The sequence below is a fragment of the Citrobacter freundii complex sp. CFNIH2 genome (assembly GCF_002880615.1).
GTDB lineage: Bacteria > Pseudomonadota > Gammaproteobacteria > Enterobacterales > Enterobacteriaceae > Citrobacter_A > Citrobacter_A amalonaticus_F.
Genome location: NZ_CP025757.1, coordinates 3524871 through 3544752, shown reverse-complemented (window position 1 = coordinate 3544752; position 19882 = coordinate 3524871). Strand labels below are relative to the sequence as shown.

18 protein-coding genes are annotated in these 19882 nt (G+C 51.7%); 4 read left to right on the top strand and 14 right to left on the bottom strand.

Going from position 1 to position 19882, the window contains the following annotated elements:
* Positions 1-67 precede the first annotated feature (67 nt).
* Positions 68-3181: an efflux RND transporter permease subunit gene (locus tag WM46_RS17275; protein ID WP_102602903.1), complete on the bottom strand. Its 3114-nt coding sequence runs from the start codon at positions 3179-3181 to the stop codon at positions 68-70.
* A gap of 11 nt (positions 3182-3192) precedes the next feature.
* On the bottom strand, positions 3193-4356 hold the full coding sequence (locus WM46_RS17270) for an efflux RND transporter periplasmic adaptor subunit (RefSeq protein ID WP_102602902.1): 1164 nt from the start codon (positions 4354-4356) through the stop codon (positions 3193-3195).
* A gap of 410 nt (positions 4357-4766) precedes the next feature.
* On the opposite strand from WM46_RS17270, the gene envR reads away from it, so the two are divergent.
* Positions 4767-5414, top strand: a complete 648-nt coding sequence (gene envR / locus WM46_RS17265; protein WP_102602901.1) for an acrEF/envCD operon transcriptional regulator — start codon at positions 4767-4769, stop codon at positions 5412-5414.
* Between the two features lie 27 nt (positions 5415-5441).
* On the opposite strand, the gene WM46_RS17260 is transcribed toward envR, so the two are convergent.
* From WM46_RS17260 to WM46_RS17230, 7 genes are all read right to left on the bottom strand, one after another.
* Entirely contained in the window at positions 5442-5606 is a 165-nt protein-coding gene (locus WM46_RS17260; RefSeq protein ID WP_102602900.1) for a DUF2556 family protein, read from the bottom strand.
* An 82-nt stretch (positions 5607-5688) separates the two neighbouring features.
* Positions 5689-6573, bottom strand: coding sequence for an adenine-specific DNA-methyltransferase (gene yhdJ, locus WM46_RS17255; RefSeq protein WP_102602899.1), 885 nt, complete (start codon positions 6571-6573; stop codon positions 5689-5691).
* Between the two features lie 85 nt (positions 6574-6658).
* Positions 6659-6955 carry a DNA-binding transcriptional regulator Fis gene (gene fis / locus WM46_RS17250; protein WP_000462905.1) on the bottom strand — a complete coding sequence of 99 codons (297 nt, stop codon included), beginning with the start codon at positions 6953-6955 and terminating at the stop codon, positions 6659-6661.
* A gap of 25 nt (positions 6956-6980) precedes the next feature.
* A complete protein-coding gene (gene dusB / locus WM46_RS17245) occupies positions 6981-7946 on the bottom strand; it encodes a tRNA dihydrouridine synthase DusB (RefSeq protein WP_044327070.1) in 966 nt (321 codons plus the stop codon).
* Positions 7947-8294: 348 nt separating this feature from the next.
* Entirely contained in the window at positions 8295-9176 is an 882-nt protein-coding gene (gene prmA / locus WM46_RS17240; RefSeq protein WP_061076137.1) for a 50S ribosomal protein L11 methyltransferase, read from the bottom strand.
* Between the two features lie 11 nt (positions 9177-9187).
* Positions 9188-10639 carry a sodium/pantothenate symporter gene (gene panF / locus WM46_RS17235; RefSeq protein ID WP_061076138.1) on the bottom strand — a complete coding sequence of 484 codons (1452 nt, stop codon included), beginning with the start codon at positions 10637-10639 and terminating at the stop codon, positions 9188-9190.
* Positions 10629-10871 (bottom strand): YhdT family protein, encoded by a 243-nt coding sequence (locus WM46_RS17230; RefSeq protein ID WP_061076139.1) that lies wholly within the window; start codon positions 10869-10871, stop codon positions 10629-10631. Before WM46_RS17230 ends, panF begins: the two co-directional genes overlap by 11 nt.
* Before the next feature lie 580 nt (positions 10872-11451).
* Between WM46_RS17230 and WM46_RS17225 the strand changes: the two genes are divergently transcribed.
* Positions 11452-12144 (top strand): oligogalacturonate-specific porin KdgM family protein, encoded by a 693-nt coding sequence (locus WM46_RS17225; protein WP_102602898.1) that lies wholly within the window; start codon positions 11452-11454, stop codon positions 12142-12144.
* Positions 12145-12173: 29 nt separating this feature from the next.
* Positions 12174-12614 (top strand): DoxX family protein, encoded by a 441-nt coding sequence (locus WM46_RS17220; RefSeq protein WP_102602897.1) that lies wholly within the window; start codon positions 12174-12176, stop codon positions 12612-12614.
* Positions 12615-12709: 95 nt separating this feature from the next.
* Here WM46_RS17220 and accC read toward each other — a convergent pair whose 3' ends face one another.
* The 5 genes from accC to WM46_RS17190 form a co-directional block, all read right to left on the bottom strand.
* A complete protein-coding gene (gene accC / locus WM46_RS17215) occupies positions 12710-14059 on the bottom strand; it encodes an acetyl-CoA carboxylase biotin carboxylase subunit (RefSeq protein WP_102602896.1) in 1350 nt (449 codons plus the stop codon).
* Positions 14060-14069: 10 nt separating this feature from the next.
* The gene (accB, locus tag WM46_RS17210) at positions 14070-14537 is read right to left on the bottom strand and encodes an acetyl-CoA carboxylase biotin carboxyl carrier protein (RefSeq protein ID WP_042998342.1); all 468 of its coding nucleotides are present in this window, start codon (positions 14535-14537) and stop codon (positions 14070-14072) included.
* A 382-nt stretch (positions 14538-14919) separates the two neighbouring features.
* A complete protein-coding gene (gene msrQ / locus WM46_RS17200; RefSeq protein WP_102602895.1) occupies positions 14920-15519 on the bottom strand; it encodes a protein-methionine-sulfoxide reductase heme-binding subunit MsrQ in 600 nt (199 codons plus the stop codon).
* Positions 15520-16524, bottom strand: coding sequence for a protein-methionine-sulfoxide reductase catalytic subunit MsrP (gene msrP / locus WM46_RS17195; protein WP_061076142.1), 1005 nt, complete (start codon positions 16522-16524; stop codon positions 15520-15522).
* Positions 16525-16629: 105 nt separating this feature from the next.
* Positions 16630-17604, bottom strand: coding sequence for an MDR family oxidoreductase (locus tag WM46_RS17190; protein WP_102602894.1), 975 nt, complete (start codon positions 17602-17604; stop codon positions 16630-16632).
* 206 nt (positions 17605-17810) lie between these two features.
* Between WM46_RS17190 and csrD the strand changes: the two genes are divergently transcribed.
* Positions 17811-19751 carry an RNase E specificity factor CsrD gene (gene csrD, locus WM46_RS17185; protein ID WP_102602893.1) on the top strand — a complete coding sequence of 647 codons (1941 nt, stop codon included), beginning with the start codon at positions 17811-17813 and terminating at the stop codon, positions 19749-19751.
* Positions 19752-19882 lie beyond the last annotated feature (131 nt).

Genomic DNA, 19882 nt, shown 5'->3' with positions numbered 1-19882 from the left:
ATCTGTTTAATAAATAAAGAAAGATACCAGAAGGAAAAAGGCGTCCGTAGACGCCTTAATTTACACATTAACTCTGGGATTTGTTAAATCGGCCTCTGACGACCACAAAAAACACCGGCACAAAGAAGATGGCCAGCAGCGTTGCCGTCAGCATCCCTCCCATCACACCGGTTCCGACCGCATGCTGGGCGCCACTTCCTGCCCCGCGACTGATGACCAGCGGCATTACGCCGAGGATGAACGCGAGTGAAGTCATCAGAATAGGGCGCAGACGCATGCGAGCCGCCTCAAGCGTGGCCTCGATCAGGCCACGACCTTCCTTCTCCATCAGATCCTTGGCAAATTCCACGATCAGAATGGCGTTTTTCGCGGAAAGCCCAATCGTGGTTAACAGTCCGACCTGAAAATAGACGTCGTTATTTAGCCCACGCAGGGAAGTAGCCAGAAGCGCACCCACCACGCCGAGCGGGACTACCAGCATTACCGAGAACGGAATGGACCAGCTTTCATACAGTGCGGCAAGACAGAGGAACACGACGATCAGCGAGATGGCATACAGTGCCGGTGCCTGATTGCCTGAAAGACGTTCCTGATATGACATTCCCGTCCAGTCATGACCAATACCATTAGGCAGATTTGACGCGAGACTTTCCATCATGGTCATCGCTTCACCGGTGCTTCGACCGGGGGCAGCCTCACCCAACAGTTCCATCGACGGCATACCGTTGAAGCGTTCCAGGCGCGGAGAACCATACACCCAGCGGGCTGAGCTGAAGGCTGAGAAAGGCACCATCTCGCCGTTGGCACTACGAACGTACAGATTATTGATATCTTCTGGCAGCATACGGAATTTCGCATCTGCCTGAACATACACTTTCTTCACTCGTCCGCGGTCAATGAAGTCGTTAACGTAGTAGCCGCCTAACGATGCCGAGATTGTTTCGTTAATGTCTGACAGCGCAATACCAAGCGCCTGTGCTTTTTCCTGGTCGACATCCAGCTTGAACTGAGGGGTATCCTCCAGACCGTTAGGTCGAACACGGACCAGCAGATCGGCGTGCTTAGCCACCATACCCATTAACTGATTACGCGCGGATGTTAGCGCTGTATGCCCCAACCCCCCCTGGTCAATCAGTTCAAAGTCGAAACCAGTCGCGGTGCCCAGTTCAATTATCGCCGGCATGTTGAAGGGGAAGACCAGCCCATCCCGGATCTGGCTGAACGCGCGCGTTGCACGCGCAATCACCGCTTCAACGCTGTTTTCCTTACCGCTACGCTCATCCCAGGGTTTCAGGCTGATGAAGGCCAGACCCGCGTTCTGCGCCTGGCCGCTAAAGCTAAACCCGTTGACCGTAAACACGCTTTCGACGTTCGCTTTTTCATTCGTCAGATAGTAATGGGTGACTTGATCCAATACGTTTTGGGTGCGTTCCTGGGTTGAACCTGCGGGTAACTGAACCATCGTCATGAATACGCCTTGATCTTCATCAGGCAGAAAGGAGGTGGGGAGACGGAGAAACAGTACCCCCATCCCGACGACAATCAGGATGTAAAGAAGCAGGTAGCGTCCGGTTTTGCGCACAATGCCGCTGACGCTGTTGGTGTAGTGGTTAACGCTGAGATCAAATTTGGCATTAAACCAGCCGAAAAATCCCCCTTTCTTCTCGTGGTGTTCGGCGGACGCTGGTTTTAGCAATGTTGCGCAAAGTGCCGGGGTCAGGATCAATGCCACCAGAACCGAAAGCGCCATTGCCGACACAATCGTGATGGAAAACTGGCGATAAATAGCCCCGGTGGATCCGCCGAAAAAGGCCATTGGGATGAAGACGGCAGACAGCACCATCGCGATCCCAACCAGCGCCCCCTGGATCTGCGACATGGATTTCTCGGTTGCCTCTTTGGGCGGCAACTTTTCCTCCATCATCACACGTTCAACGTTTTCCACTACCACAATGGCGTCATCGACCAGCAGGCCGATCGCCAGCACCATCCCGAACATCGTCAGGGTGTTGATCGAGTAGCCAAACGCCGAGAGCACGGCAAATGTACCTAATAGCACAACGGGAACCGCAATCGTCGGAATGAGCGTCGCACGGATATTCTGTAAAAACAGATACATCACGAGGAAGACCAGGACGATCGCTTCAAACAGTGTTTTTACCACTTCGTGAATGGAGATCTTCACAAACGGCGTGGTGTCATACGGGTAAACCACTTTCATCCCTGGCGGGAAGAAGGGTTGCAGCTCAACGAGTTTGGTTTTAATCGCTTTGGCGGTATCCAGAGCGTTGGCCCCGGTCGCCAGTTTGATCCCCAGACCCGCTGCCGGTTTACCGTTAATTCGGGCGACAACGTTATAGTTTTCCCCCCCGAGTTCGATACGTGCGACATCTTTAAGATGGACGACGGAACCGTCACTGTTTACCCGTAATGTGACTTTGCCGAATTCCTCAGGATCTTTCAGTCGCGTCTGCGCGATGATAGATGCGTTCAACTGCTGCCCTGGCAGCGAGGGCGTTCCGCCCAACTGACCCGCTGCGATCTGGTCGTTCTGTATTTTCAGTTGATTGATCACATCGACCGGCGTGAGCTGGTATTTGTTCAGCAGATTAGCATCCAGCCAGATACGCATCGCGTACTGCGCGCCAAACAACTGTACATCGCCCACACCGTTCTGACGGCTGATCGTATCTTTCACGTTTGAAGCAACGTAGTCGGAGATATCGTCCTGGGTCGTTTGCGGATCGTCAGAGACAAACCCCGCCACTAACAAGAAACTGCTGCTCGACTTTTCTACGCTGATCCCTTGCTGTTGAACTTCCTGAGGCAGCAATGGCGTCGCCAGCTGCAGTTTGTTCTGTACCTGAACCTGGGCAATATCCGGGTCGGTTCCGGACTGAAAGGTTAAGGTGATGGTCACGCTACCCGCAGAGTCGCTGGTGGAGGACATATACATCAGGTTATCGATACCGTTCATATTCTGTTCGATAACCTGAGTCACCGTATCCTGCACTGTTTGCGCATCGGCTCCTGGATAGGTTGCGGAAATGGCTACCGCTGGCGGAGCGATAGTCGGGTATTGCGCAACGGGCAGTTGCATAATCGCCAGGGCACCAGCCAGCATCAAAATGATGGCCAGCACCCAGGCAAAGATAGGACGTCTAATGAAAAAGTTTGCCATATCCGGTGACCTTATTGCGCTGCGTTTGCCGCAGGAGTATTGGCATCCGTGGTGGCTTTCACTTTCGCGCCGGGATGGGCTTTTTGTAATCCGCTGACAATCACCCGATCGCCAGGCTGCAGGCCTTCGCTAATCAGCCATTTGTCACCGACGGCCTGAGAAGCGACAACCGTGCGCGGCTCAACCTGACGTTGGCTATTGACGAGCAGCACTGTCGCATCGCCACGAGGCGTACGCGTTACGCCCTGCTGGGGGATCAAAATGGCGTTGGGCTGAACGCCTTCGTCAATGCGAGCGCGAACAAACATCCCCGGCAGCAGAGCGTGCTGCGGGTTAGGGAAGACGGCGCGAAGGGTGATGGAGCCTGTGCTTTCGTCCACCGTGACATCAGAAAACTGCAGTGTCCCTTTCAGGGGATATGCCGTGCCATTTTCCATCACCAACTGGACGCTGCTGCTGGCGGGGTCTTTATGCAGGCTGCCCTGTTCAACGGACTGCTTAAGTCGCATAAAGTCACTACTGGACTGGGTGACATCGACATAGATAGGATCGAGCTGCTGCACGGTAGCCAGTGCTGTTGCCTGACCATTGGTGACCAGCGCGCCTTCCGTGACGCTGGATTTGCCAATACGGCCATCGATTGGCGAGGTGACTTTGGTGTAAGCAAGATTGATACGTGCGCTCTCAACCGCGGCTCGTGCGGCAATGACCGTCGCATCGGCCTGACGCGCATCCGCCATCGCCTGATCGTATTCCTGTTGGCTAATGTATTTTGTGCCTACCAGCGGAACATAGCGCTTAACCGTCAGATGGGCGATGGCGGCGGCAGCTTCACTTTTCGCCAGTTCCCCTTTTGCGCTATCGTAATTTGCCTGATAAGTGGCAGGATCGATCTGATACAGTGATTGCCCGGCCTGAACATCGCTGCCCTCAGTGAAGTTTCTTTTGAGAACAATACCACTGACCTGTGGACGAACTTCCGCAATGCGGAATGCCGATGTCCGCCCCGGCAGTTCGGTCGTTACCGCTAACGGCGCGGCGGTGACCACATGAACGGTCACCTGCGGTTCGGTTGCCTGAGCTTGCTTATCTCCCTGATCGTTACAACCGGTAAGTAACGCAGCAGAGATGAGGATAAATGAGGGCAGGAGTGAAAACCTGGCATGTTTCGTCATTACTGTTCCTTAAAAACCAATAGCTCGTTATTTACCGGATAACGGTAAGGCGATAACGTGCACGAAGAAATAACAGTGGGCTATCCTACAAATTATTAGCGTGCGATGTAAGCAATACTTATTTTATGACCAGGTCTACGGCACGTAAAAGCAAAAAAGTGATGGCTTTGTCTTTTCATTTTGTTTTTCTTTGTCATACCTTGTTGCTGGTTAATATATTTGGAAATGCACATTTGCTGTATGAATGTTTTTTGTTGGTTTCATTTGTGGTTTTTATTTAATTGAATGTTTCGTGCTGAGGCTATTCGCTTTTATTTCATCTCTGAACGGATGAAGTGATACAGTTATTTTTTATCGGCAATTCTGAATTGCCATGTTCCTTTTTTATTCTGCCTCTGAAGCGATAACCGATGGCTAAGAGAACAAAAGCCGAAGCGTTAAAAACGCGACAACATTTGATTGAGACCGCAATCATCCAGTTTGCCACGCGAGGTGTTGGTAACACGACGCTTAACGACATTGCCGACGCAGCCCAGGTCACCCGGGGTGCCATCTACTGGCATTTTGACAACAAGACGCAGCTCTTCAATGAACTCTGGCGACAGCAGCCGCCATTACGTGATCTTATTCAGGAACGCTTAGCTTTGCATGTCTGTGATAATCCCTTACAGCAGTTGCGCGAAAAGTTAATCGCCGGATTGCAATATATCGCGGAAATTCCCCGACAGCAGGCATTGCTGCAAATTTTATATCATAAATGTGAATTTCATGAGGGAATGATATCAGAACAAGAAATACGAGAGAAAATTGGGTTTAGCCAGAAGGGACTGCGCGACGCATTGCAGGCGAGTATGACGCAAGGGTTGATTCCCAGAACCCTGGATTTAGACGTTGTCTTAATTATTATTCACGGTAGTTTTAGCGGGATCGTGAAAAACTGGTTGATGAATTCCGCCCGCTACGATCTTTATCAGCAGGCTCCGGCGCTGGTGGATAATGTATTAAGGATGTTAATTCCTGATGGATATGTCATGCAATTAACGCCGGAAAGCCTATAATTATTTCTCCTGCCTATCAATCTCCCGTTATTGCAAATCGGTACAGTTGACCAGCTTGAGCGGATTGACCGAATCCATATTGCGGCATTTATCGACGTCTGTGGTGATCAGTTCAATCCACTGGATCAGTAACGCATCAAAAAGGAACACGGAGACCGCGAAAACAACCAGCCACCAATACTTACGAATCATTGCCAAATCCTGTGTATTCATGCCCAAGCGTGCAGGAAATATACACGAAAAAAGCGTCCTGAAAAGCAGGATTACAATGCTTTTACTTTGCTGTGATCTTCACCACATCCGACGCCGTTCGGCTCTTTTTTGACAGGTTTTTCGTCTTTCTCTTTTTGACTTTCGCCAGGTCTGGCGGGGAGTAGTGCGAGCTGACGTTCAGCCGTCTGAGTCCCATCTTCACATACTCATTATTGACTTCAATACCGATGAATTTACGTCCCGATGCGACCGCCACGGCGCCAGTGGTAAAGCTGCCGGCGAAGGGATCCAGCACCGTATCGCCAGGATTGGAGGAGGCCAGAACGATCCGTTTTAACAAGGCAAGGGGCTTTTGCGTCGGGTGGTTTTCATATTCATCCATCAAATAACGCACGCGGGGGAATTCCCAGACGTTGCCTGGAACTTTTTGCGTGTTGTACGGCTGTGGCGGGTTTTTACGGTAGTCAATTAGCGCTCTTTTCGCGCCAGTTTTGGTCTCGACCAGAATGGCATCACTGTTGAACGTATACTGTCTGGCATCTTTGACCATCATCAGGATCGGTTCATACATTGAGCCAAAGAATTTCTTCGCCTGCACGCCTGAACTGTCATAAGACCAAACAATCCGGCTTTTGATGGTGAACAGCGTTCTGCATTTGAGATCGATATGCGGCATGTTTTCGGTGCTGTTCATGATGTACATCGTGCCCTGTTTTGTCAGCACCCGATGACACTCCTCAATGCACGCGAACAGCCAGCCCAGGAAGACGTCTTCATCCCAGGACTCGACCATCCCGTCAAAATCCTTTCCGATATTGTAAGGCGGGTCGGCAAAAATTAAATCGACGCTTTCAGCGGGGAGTTTTTTGAGTTCTGTCAGCGCATCTCCGTGGATGATCGACGCGGATTCATCACCAAAGTAGTGTGGTTCACATCGTGAGTTCATATCAACTCCGCAAAAGAGGCGTATAAAAAAGGCGCTTCCCCATGCCGAGTAGCGCCTTTTTAAACAAGCAATTCGCTAATCGAGATTAGTTCATGCCGTATTTTTTCAATTTTTTACGCAGCGTACCACGGTTGATGCCCATCATCAGAGCAGCACGGGTCTGGTTACCACGGGTGTATTGCATCACCATGTCCAACAGGGGCTGTTCTACTTCAGCCAGTACCAGCTCATAGAGGTCATTAACATCCTGACCGTTCAGTTGAGCAAAATAGTTCTTCAGTGCCTGTTTAACCGAGTCACGCAGGGGTTTTTGGGTTACCTGATCCTGAGAGTTAACGGTAGAAACGGTCAGTACGTCAGAATTTACGCGTTGTTCGAACATAGTTCTGTCAGCTCTTTATTTCTGTTTACGCAAAATTTTCGAAGTATGCCTCCAACGCCTCCAGCTGTTCGCTGGCATCCTCAATGGCGTTGAATGTGCGCCGAAACTGGTCATTTGGAGCGTGCTCCTGGAGATACCAGGAGACGTGTTTACGCGCGATTCGGTACCCTTTTGCCTGGCCATAAAAGTCATGCAGTTCCCGAACATGCGCACAAAGCAAGCGCTTAACCTCTGCCAGAGGCAGGGGGGATAGCAACTCCCCAGTGTCCAGATAATGCTGGATTTCCCGAAAGATCCAGGGTCTTCCCTGAGCTGCGCGGCCTATCATCAGGGCATCAGCCCCCGTATAGTCAAGCACAGCTCTGGCTTTAAGCGGGTCAGTAATGTCACCATTCGCGATAATCGGAATGGAAACTTTCTGCTTAACTGCCCGAATACTGTCGTACTCAGCGTCTCCATTGAACAAACAGGCGCGGGTGCGTCCATGAATGGTCAGAGCCTGAATGCCACAGTCTTCAGCCAGTTGGGCAATCTCTACGCAGTTACGGTGTTCCGGAGCCCAGCCGGTGCGAATCTTCAGGGTCACAGGGACGTCCACTGCATTAACCACCCCGGTCAGTATCGACTTCACTAAATCCGGGTACTGCAAGAGGGCTGAACCTGCGAGCTTACGATTCACTTTTTTAGCCGGACACCCCATATTGATATCAATAATCTGGGCGCCGCTTTCCACGTTAATCCGTGCGGCATCGGCCATCTCAACAGGGTCGCTACCGGCAATTTGCACCGTGCGAATTCCTGGCTCATCAACGTGCACCATCCGTAAACGGGACTTGTCGCTTTCCCAAACCTGCGGGTTAGACGACATCATCTCGGATACGGTCAATCCGGCTCCCATCTCATAGCACAGCGTCCGAAAAGGTCTGTCAGTGATGCCAGCCATGGGCGCTGCGATCAGGCGATTTCTAAGCTGGTATTGTCCGATGCGCATGAGTTAAGAAATGACCATACTGTGACTGCAAGGCGGCGTATATTACGCATTTTTTGCACGAGATGAAAGGCCAAACTTTGACCAATCCTCTGAGGTGGATCAAAGAATCGCCGTTCAAGTAAGCGCCTTTAAATAATTAGCCATACAAATCATTATATTACAAAATTGTGATGAAAATCTGTACGCATATAATTTTGCGTAACTTCTCATTTTTTCTTCGCAACGGTGAAGGCTGACAAGATATTCTGCTGAATTAATCAGCGGAATATGGTGACTTAATGTGACTATGCTCTCATTTCAGCAGATGATTGCGCCGCAAAGTGGAGACGGCGCAATCGGCGCTGGAGATTACTTCTTACGGCCAGTGATTCGACACCACTCTTCTTTCTCAACGACCGGATCGAGAGTGAAGAGATCCGCATAGGCTTCACACACGCTGTCGGCCTGGCTGGCAAGGATACCGGAAAGGCCCAGCAGACCGCCTGTAACGGGCAGGACGCTGATTAACGGTGCCAGTTCGCGTAATGGGCCTGCCAGGATGTTGGCGACCACCACGTCGGCTTTCATGGCGTCTGGCTGATCCTGTGGCAGGTAGAGTTCCAGACGTTCTGATACGCCGTTACGCTGGGCGTTATCACGGCTGGCCTGAATCGCCTGCGGGTCGATATCGATACCAATCGCTTTCGCGGCGCCCAGTTTCAGCGCGGCAATAGCGAGGATGCCGGAACCGCAGCCAAAGTCGATCACGGTCTTGCCGGTTAAATCGAGACTGTCGAGCCACTGCAGGCACAGTGAGGTGGTGGGATGCGTGCCGGTGCCAAACGCCAGACCGGGGTCGAGCATCACGTTGACGGCGTTTTCATCCGGTACATCGCGCCAGCTTGGGCAGATCCACAGGCGTTCGCCAAAACGCATGGGGTGGAAGTTATCCATCCACTCGCGTTCCCAGTCCTTATCTTCCAGTTGTTCGATTTTATGCGCGAACCCGGCGCCCAGCAGCGGATGGTGTTCCAGGATGGCGACGACCTCTTTCATATCGGTTTCTGCATCAAACAGACCAATGACATCAGTATCGCCCCACAGGCGGGTTTCGCCCGGCAATGGCTCAAAAACCGGCGTGTCGTGCGTGTCCTGGAAGGTGATGGAAACGGAACCCGCTTCCATCAGGGCATCGCTCAACTCTTCCGCGTTAGCGCCCGTCGTATTCAGTTTTAATTGGATCCATGGCATAGCAAAACTCTTTATTTATCAGTAGTCAATACAGCGGCTTGCGGGGCAGGAGAACCGAAACGGTTTCCGACCAGGAAAGCCAGCAAACTTAGCAGCAACGAGGGCACAATCGGGTGGAAGCCCAGGTACTGAACGTTAAAGGTGGCGAGAATCGCATACAGCACGCCGCCGACAATCATCGCACTCAGCGCCCCGGTCGCGTTCGCGCGTTCCCAGTAAAGGCCAAGTACCAGCGGCCACAAGAACACCGCTTCCAGACCGCCAAACGCCAGCAGATTCAGCCAGATAATCATCTCTGGCGGTTTCCAGGCGGCAAGCAATAACAGTGCGCCTAAGATGAGGGTGATCATCGCCGACATTCGCTTCAGGCGCGTCTCGTTCTGCAGCTGTTCCGGGCGAATATTGAGATAGAGATCTTTAATGATCGTAGCGGAACTTTGCAGCAACTGGGCGTTGATCGTCGACATAATGGCCGCCATCGGCGCGGCAAGGAAGATCCCGGCAGCGAAAGGCGGCAGCACTTTTACCATCAGCGTCGGAATAACCAGATCCGGCACCGTCAGGTCAGGGATCACCGCACGACCCAGCGCGCCGGCAAGGTGCATACCAAACATCAGGATCGCCACCACGATGGTACCGATGATAATCCCCCGGTGTACCGCTTTACTGTCTTTGTAGGAGATGCAGCGCACCGCCGTATGCGGCAGGCCGATCACACCAAAGCACACCAGTACCCAGAATGAGGTCATAAAGGTCGGAGACAGAATGTCATCGGCGCCCTGTGGTGAAACCAGTTTCGGGTCAATGGCGTTTAAGGTCTCCACGGCATGGCTCAGGCCACCGGCCGCATGCACGATACCGACCAGCAGCACGATGGTGCCAATCAGCATCACCAGTCCCTGCATCGTGTCGTTAAGCACGCTGGCACGAAAGCCGCCGAATGCGGTATACAGCGCAATGCTGATACCGAAAATCAGCAGGCCCGTTTCATAGGGAATACCCGCCGCCGTTTCCAGCAGGCGTGCGCCGCCGATGAACTGTACGGTCATGGCGCCGACAAACGCCACGAGCAGGCTGAGGCTCGCCAGCCACACCAGCAGGCGACTCTGGTAGCGGGCAAACAGCATGTCGTTGAGGGTGACAGCATTATAGCGACGGGCAAGGATGGCGAATTTCTTGCCGAGGATCCCCAGCGATAACCAGACGGCGGGGAGCTGAATCATAGCCAGCAGTACCCAACCCAGCCCGTATTTATAGGCAGCGCCTGGCCCACCAATAAACGAACTGGCGCTGATGTATGTCGCGGTCAACGTCATTGCCAACACGATCCCGCCCATTGAGCGGCTGCCGAGGAAATACTCATTCAGGAAGGTGCCGGTTTGCCGTTTACGCATGGCGTAAACAGAGAGGCCAAACACCACGATCAGATAGGCTACCAGCGGCAGAATGACTTCAAGCTGCATCGTCATCCTCCAGGGGAATGTCACGGTAGATAAATTTCACCATGGCCCAGCACAGTAAAATGAAGATCAGCGGCGTCAGCAGACAGGCCAGTTCAAACCAGTGCGGCAACCCGGTAATACCCGGCGTTACGCCTGGCAGGTAAGCGGCAACTATCCAGGCAGCCAGATAGAGAAGGGTCAGCCACAGCGCCCAGCGCGCCTCTTTGTGGGCCTGAACAAAACGTTTGTCCATTTTTTGTCCCTTGTGGAAAAAGAAAGCGGGGATTGTACCTTAAGCCGCAGGCCTGGGGGGAGAGAAAGGTGACGGTAGATGAACGATCTCAATCCGGTGTTATAAATCGACAAGAATAAAAACGATAAATTTATTAAACAAAATAGATCCAGAAATTGCATATATCATGAATGGTTTTTAAATTTTTATTTCATTCATATGACTATGATTGTTTTATTTTTTAACGTTAAGAAGAGTATCGCTTTAGATGGTTTTAATCGGGTGAATTAATAATAAAGTCACTAACAAGATATTATTAAATACCATAGTAATAAAGATGTCTATTTATTATTAAAATGAATGTTCGGTTGTTTGCTAATTAATATTTATATGGATATTTTCTTATGTATCTTATTTTGTTTGTCGGATCGCATATTTCCCCTGTAACTGTAATTTACAGAGTGATATAACGATAATATTCTTAACCGGTGCTGAACCCTGCTCTCAGGTTTTTAGGCATGTCGATTCACAGTGGCATTACCTTTTCTTTTTTCTGTCGGAGACGGAAAGGTTTTTTTGCGTTTATACATGGAATTATTATATGAGATTAAATAAGAGAATTAGTATTAGTGCCGTCGCATTACTGGTTAGCTGCAATGTCCTGGCGGCTGAATCGGTTATCGATTTACGCCATGATTATTTTGATGACGGTAAAGTCAATAAAGACCGTATCTATTTTTCGCATCGCTTTGATAACCAATTCGGTTTTTCTGTTGAGGCCCGCTACAAATCCAGCGGCGAAGATGCGGATGAGCCTTTTAATGAATTAGATAATAACGGTAGTGAGGCCACTATCAGCTATCGTTATGTGATCAACCCGAATATCTATCTGATTCCCGCGTTTAACATTGATAGTAACTCGGGTAACACTATCTATAAGCCTAACCTGTTACTCGGTACTTTACTGGGCAATGGTTTTTATCTCAATCTGCGTTATCGCTATGACTATACCGTGCAGAATGATGAATCTTTATATAATAAAGAAACCGGGCGTTACGATACATGGATTGGGTATAAAACAGGTAACTGGAAGTTTGAATATAACTATGTTTACTTCCATGCCAACACGGATATCTACAACAACAGCCATTCTGACTATGAACACGATTTTAAGATCGCGTATTCCATCGATAAGAATTGGGCCCCTTATATGGAGATCGGTAATGTATCCGTAAATAAAATGCAAGACGACAGACAAACGCGCTTCCGGGTGGGTTTCCAGTATTCATACTAATAAAAAGACAGTTTAGGGTGGAGAATGATATGACGTTAAAAAAAATTGATGAAATATTTCATCGATACACTAATAATCCGGATGCGGCTAAATTAATTCTCAGGGTGGTCTTTGGCGGACTGATGCTTTTTCATGGTGTGGCGAAGGCAAAGCACGGTCTTGGATCTGTCGTATTCCTGTTGGAATCCCATCATTTACCGGGTTTTATCGCATGGGGATCGTTCATTGGTGAGATCATTGCGCCCTTGATGTTGATTCTCGGGGTGATGACGCGATATGCGGCGGCAATTTTTACTTTTACAATGCTGTTTGCAACCTGGTTGGTGATGGACGGAAAAGTATTTGCGCTGACGCCTCAGGGATCATGGGCACTTGAGCTTCAGGCTTTGTACTTGTGTGGAGGGTTCTGCATGATGTTTCTCGGTAGCGGGAAATATACCGTCATGCCTGAGTATTCCTCTCGCCGATAAAAAGATAAAGATAAGGCCCGAAAGTTCGGGCCTTATCAGAATAGCGATGGTTTGCAAAACGGGCTCTTTCGAGCCCGTTTTTATTGCACGGAGAATTACTTCTCCTGAAGACCGAGTTTCTTTTCCAGATAGTGGATGTTGGTACCACCATGCTGGAAATGCTCGTCGTTCATGATGCGGGTCTGCAAATCAATGTTGGTTTTGATGCCGTCGATGATCAGCTCCTGAAGCGCATTCTTCATACGGGCAATCGCCACGTCACGGGTATCGCCGTAGCAGATCAGCTTACCGATCATTGAGTCATAGTATGGCGGTACGGTGTAACCGGCATAGATATGCGATTCCCAACGCACGCCAAAGCCACCTGGCGCATGGAAACGGGTGATTTTACCTGGGCTCGGCAGGAAGGTGTTTGGATCTTCGGCGTTGATACGGCATTCCACCGCATGGCCTTTCACCTGCACTTCTTCTTGCTTGATTGACAACGGTTGGCCTGCGGCGATACGCAGCTGTTCTTTGATCAGGTCAACGCCGGTGATCATTTCAGTTACCGGGTGTTCAACCTGAATACGGGTGTTCATTTCGATGAAATAGAACTCGCCGTTTTCGAACAGGAACTCAAAGGTGCCCGCGCCGCGATAGCCGATATCCACACACGCTTTCGCGCAACGCTCACCGATGTAGCGACGCAGTTCCGGGGTAATGCCCGGTGCCGGTGCTTCTTCGACGACTTTCTGGTGACGACGCTGCATAGAGCAGTCACGCTCAGCCAGATAAATCGCGTTACCCTGACCGTCTGCCAGCACCTGAATTTCGATGTGGCGTGGGTTCTCGAGGTATTTCTCCATATAAACCATGTCGTTGCTGAAAGCCGCTTTCGCTTCCGCTTTGGTCATGGAGATGGATTGCGCCAGTTCGGCATCACCGCGTACTACGCGCATACCGCGACCGCCGCCGCCGCCTGACGCCTTGATGATAACCGGATAGCCGATGCGTTTTGCATGGGCGCGGTTCGCATCCATATCGTCAGTCAGAGGGCCGTCAGAACCCGGTACGGTCGGGACGCCCGCTTTCTTCATCGCGGTGATCGCCGACACTTTGTCACCCATCAGACGGATGGTGTCCGCTTTCGGGCCGATGAAGATAAAGCCAGAGCGTTCAACCTGCTCAGCAAAGTTGGCGTTCTCAGAGAGGAAGCCATAACCTGGGTGAATCGCTACCGCGCCAGTGATTTCAGCGGCGCTGATGATAGCCGGGATGTTCAGATAGCTTTTTACGGACGGAGCCGGACCAATACAAACCGTCTCATCCGCCAGCAATACGTGTTTTAAATCGCGATCCGCGCTTGAGTGCACAGCGACAGTCTTGATACCCAGCTCTTTACAGGCACGAAGAATTCGCAATGCAATCTCGCCGCGGTTGGCGATAACAATTTTATCCAGCATGTGCGCCTCGTTACTCGATGACGACCAGCGGCTCGTCAAATTCTACCGGTTGACCACTTTCGACCAGGATGGCTTTCACGGTACCTGATTTGTCCGCTTCGATCTGGTTCATCATTTTCATGGCTTCAACGATGCACAGGGTATCGCCTACATTGACTTTCTGACCCACTTCGATGAACGCTTTTGCGTCCGGGCTCGGGGTGCGGTAGAAAGTACCAACCATTGGGGAACGTACGATGTGACCACTGATTTCTGCTGCGGCGGCTGCCGGCGCTTCTGCTGCCGGAGCAACTGCGTTAGACAGAGCAGGTTGCTGCTGCATCATTGGTGCAGCGTAGGCTTGTTGCATTACCGGGAAGCTACCTGCTGGCGCTGCGCGGCTGATGCGTACAGACTCTTCGCCTTCAGAGATTTCCAGTTCGGAGATGCCTGATTCTTCAACCAGCTCGATCAGTTTTTTAATCTTACGAATATCCATGAGTGGGTTCCGTACTCTTTGTTTAGTGTGATTGTGACAGGCGTTAAGCGCTGTCTGTAAAGCGTGAGTCCTGACGGCAAAACGGCTTCTGCCAGCCAGGGCGCCGGTATATTCCGCCTCAACGATTCATGTGAGACTTGTCGGTTAACATGCAGCGATTTGCTGCAATCCTCCGGCAAAAAACAAAATATACCTTCAATGCTCGATTGTCACCTTTTCAGCGGTCTAAAAACGCCGTCCAGGGAGCCAAGGTCGCACATTATAATGATTTCGTAGCAATTGGCAGCTAAATACTGGTCTTATCAGGGAAGATAATCAACCGCTAACACACAAATAACATCCGAGTCTCTGCATTTTGTAACCGACTGCACAGTTCGCCAAACTAGCGCCACCACTGGCGGAACTTCTTGTAACGGCAGGCCAAAAGCAGCAGTGCGAGCAGGGCATAAATGATGGGTTGAGGCGACAAAATCTTCACCGACCACAGATAATGTATCGGCGCGAGGATCGCCACCAGATAGACGACGTTGTGCAAAAGTTGCCAGCGCTTACCCAATTTTCGTTGTGCCGCCTGTGTTGATGTTAGCGTCAGCGCGAGCAGGATGAGCCAACTGAAGATCCCAAGCGTTAAATACGGACGCGTAATCAGTTCTCGTCCCAACAATCCGAGATTATGGATACCTAACTCCAGCAGCGCGTAACTGGTCAGATGCAGCGTGGCCCAGGCGAAACACCATAACCCCAGCAGACGACGGGTGCGTATCAATAATGGCTGTTTAGCGTAGCGTGCGAGCGGCGTGACCAGCAAGGCGGCGAGCAAAAATTTCAGAGCCGTCCTACCGGTAAAGTGCTGGATGTCCTTTACCGGATCGGCGCTGAGCCCGCCGTTATTAATGGCCCAGAACAGCCAGAGAAACGGCAGCAATCCCGCCAGATGAAGCACTACTTTCAACCAGGTTATCTGTTTTGCTCTCAGCCGCACTTAGAAATTCTCCCGCAAATTCAGGCCGCGATAGAGCGAGGCCACTTCATCGGCATAGCCGTTAAACAGTAGGGTGGGTTGCCGTTGGACATCCAGAATCCCGCCTGCGCCAATAAATCGTTCCGTTGCCTGCGACCAGCGCGGGTGATCAACATGCGGATTCACATTGGCGTAAAAACCGTACTCATCGGCAGCCGCAAGATTCCAGGTGGTGGGTGGTCGTTCGCGAGTCAGTTTAATGCTGACGATCGATTTAATGCCTTTAAAGCCATATTTCCATGGCACCGTCAGGCGTACAGGCGCGCCGTTTTGTGGCGGTAATGCTTTACCGTATACGCCAACGGTCAGCAGCGTCAGGGGATGCATCGCTTCGTCCAGGCGCAGTCCTTCGACATAGGGATATTTCAATCCGCCGCCAATGAAGCGATCTTTTTGTCCCGGCATATCGTCCGGCGCATAAAGCGTCTCGAACGCGACATATTTTGCATTGCTGGTGGGTTCGACGAGTGCCAGCAGCTTATGTAAAGGAAAGCCAATCCACGGCACCACCATCGACCAGGCTTCGACGCAGCGCATTCGGTAAATCCGTTCCTCTAAAGGAAAGCGTGTGGTTAGCGCATCGTGATCCAGGGTTAATGGTTTGGCCACTTCACCACTGATTTTCAACGTCCAGGGATCGGTTTTCATGCTGCCCGCATTGGCGGCAGGATCGGCCTTATCCAGACCAAACTCGTAAAAATTGTTGTAGCCAGTGACTTTATCTTCTGGCGTTAAAGGCAGCGTGTTTTGCCATGCGGCGGGTTTGCTGAATTCCAGCGGTTTGCCGGCGGGCGCGGGTGGGCGATCGTTGCCCTTGAACCAGCTCAACAGATCCGCCTGCGCGGATATCGGCAGCGACAGCGCGGCAGCCCCGATCCCCAGCGCTTTCAGCACCTGGCGGCGATGCATAAAGAAAGCCGATTCGGCGGTGACATCGGCTTCTGTGAGTGGACGTAATTTTTTCATAACAGACTCCCGGCGTACACATAATGCGTAGTTACTATGGCAGGGAGTCTGTCAGCGCGCAGCGAAATTTCGTTAATTAAGTGTAAATTTCTGCGGCGTCTGCGTTTACTTCACTTTAACCAGCGTACGGCCTTGCACCTGGTTATTAATGATGGCCTCGGCGAACGTCGGCGCATCGGCCAGCGAAATTTCCGTCGCCGCCTGTGCGTAGAATGATTCCGGTAAGTCATTCACCAGACGCTGCCAGGCCTGAGCGCGGCGTGCTGGTGGCGTCATTACAGAATCCACCCCTTGCAGGCGAACGTTGCGCAAAATAAACGGCATCACCGTCGTTGGCAGGGCAAAACCGCCCGCCAGGCCACAGGCTGCGACACAGCCGCCGTAGTTCATTTGCGCAAGCACTTTCGCCAGTACTTTATCGCCCACGGTATCAATTGCCCCCGCCCACAGTTGTTTTTCCAGCGGACGAGATTCGGCGAACTCATCACGACCCAGAATACGGCTTGCGCCCAACTGGCGGAGATAATCATGGGTGCTTTCGCGTCCGGACACCGCAACGACCTGATAGCCCAGTTTATGCAGCAGCGCGACCGCGGTACTGCCGACGCCGCCGCTGGCGCCGGTGACTACGATTTCACCGTCTTGCGGACGAATACCCGCGTCTTCAAGCGCCATCACGCACAGCATGGCAGTAAACCCGGCGGTGCCGATCACCATTGCTTTACGGCTGTCCAGCCCTTTTGGCAGCGCAACCAGCCAGTCCGCTTTCACGCGTGCCCGCTCCGCCAGACCACCCCAATGGTTTTCACCAACGCCCCAGCCGGTCAGCAACACGTCCTGGCCCGCATGAAAACGAGGATCTTCGCTGGTCCGAACGGTACCGGCGAAATCAATGCCAGGAATCATCGGAAAGTTGCGGATGATTTTTCCTTTTCCGGTGATGGCGAGCGCATCTTTATAGTTCAGACTGGACCAGTGAACATCCACTGTGACATCGCCTTCCGGCAGCCGACTTTCTTCGAGAGTCTGCACGGAAGCAAGGGTTTTACCGTCCTGCTGTTCTAAGATCAAAGCCTGCATAACCTGTCCTCAATTCTGCATGGTGGATTGGAAAATGACGTCTGAAGACTATACTCGCTAATTGAAACGTGAATCCGATGCAACGCAATAAATTGCCAGATACACCTGATTTGGTAGTATGCACTCACTCTTTGCGCAACCGGACGAATTTTGCGTTTGGTTAAGCAGTTTCGTGTCGCAATTCAACCGTCGGAGTTAACTCAAGGATGCGATTAACGACGAAATTCTCAGCTTTTGTCACGCTGCTCACCGGGTTAACGATCTTTGTCACCCTGATCGGCTGCTCGCTGAGCTTTTACAACGCCATCCAGTACAAGATGACCCATCGTGTCCAGGCGGTGGCGACAGCCATTGACACGCATCTTGTTTCACGCGATTTCAAACAGTTAACGTCGAAAATCGACGAACTGATGGTGTCAGCCGACGTCGTACGCGTCGATCTGTTGCAGGGCGAAAAGGTCATTTATAGCCAAACCCGCAACAGCAGCTATCGCCCGGTTGGTACCAGTAATCTCTTTCGCGAGCTCTCGGTTCCGCTGATGAAGCATCCGGGAATGACGATGGATCTGGTCTATCAGGATCCGATGGGTAACTATTTTCATTCACTGATGACGACGGCACCACTCACGCTGGCCATTGGCTTTATTGTGCTGATGCTGTTTCTGTCGGTACGTTGGCTTCAGCGTCAACTTTCCGGTCAGGAACTGCTGGAGATACGTTCGACGCGAATTTTGAATGGAGAACGTGGAGCCAGTGTACGGGGTACGGTCTATGAATGGCCGGCGCGCACCAGTAGCGCGCTGGATATGCTGCTGTCCGAAATCCAGAGCGCCCAGGAGCAGCGGAGCCGTCTTGATACACTGATTCGCTCTTACGCCGCCCAGGACACCAAAACCGGCCTCAGCAATCGGCTCTTTTTTGACAACCAACTGGCGACGCTGCTGGAAGATCAGGAGAAGGTCGGCGCGCATGGCGTGGTGATGATGATTCGCCTGCCGGACTTTAACCTGTTGCGCGACAGTTGGGGACGTAACCTCGCCGAAGAAGAACTGTTTAGTCTGATCAATTTATTGTCCACCTTTATGATGCGTTATCCGGGGTCGCTACTGGCGCGCTACCATCGCAGCGACTTTGCCGTTCTGCTGCCGCACCGCACTTTGAAAGAGGCGGAAAGCGTAGCCGGACAACTTTTAAAAGCGGTCGATGCACTTCCGACTAATAAAATGCTCGATCGTGACGATATGGTACATATCGGCATTTGCGCCTGGCGTAGCGGGCAGTCGACTGAGCAGGTGATGGAACATGCGGAGGCGGCAACCCGCAATGCCGTGTTGCAGGGCGGAAATAGCTGGGCGGTGTATGACGACTCTCTGCCGGAAAAAGGGCGTGGCAACGTGCGCTGGCGGACGCTGATTGAGCAGATGCTCAGCCGTGGCGGCCCGCGAATTTATCAGAAACCGGCCGTCAGCCGCGACGGACACGTGCATCATCGGGAACTGATGTGCCGCATCTTTGATGGTAATGAAGAGGTCAGCACGGCGGAATACATGCCGATGGTTTTACAGTTCGGTTTATCAGAAGAGTATGACCGCTTACAAATAAGCCGCGTCATCCCGCTGTTGAACTACTGGCCGGAGGAGAATCTGGCGATGCAGGTGACGGTAGAGTCGCTGATTCGCCCGCGTTTTCAGCGTTGGTTGCGCGATACCTTGATGCAGTGTGAAAAATCGCAACGAAAACGCATAATTATTGAACTTGCGGAGGCGGATGTAGGTCAACACATCAGCCGGTTGCAGCCCGTTATCCGTTTAGTGAATGCATTGGGCGTTCGGGTTGCCGTCACGCAGGCGGGTTTAACGCTGGTGAGCACCAGCTGGATTAAAGAACTCAATGTGGAATTGATCAAGCTCCATCCGAGCCTGGTCAGAAACATTGAGAAGCGAACGGAAAACCAGTTGCTGGTTCAAAGCCTGGTGGAGGCGTGCTCAGGCACCCGCACCCAGGTTTACGCAACGGGCGTACGTTCGCGCGGTGAGTGGCAGACGCTGACAGCGCGTGGTGTTTCCGGTGGACAGGGGGATTTTTTTGCCGCCTCCCAGCCGCTGGATACCAATGTGAAAAAATATTCTCAAAGATACTCGGTTTAACCTGCCGTTTGTTCAGTTTTCACGTAGAATAACGCGCGCTGTGCCTTCATGGGGGTGTGCTTGTCTGCTCGCCATTTTGTAACAGCACACATGCAGGTGAATGACCTTAAATCGGTTGCAAATGAGGGCGA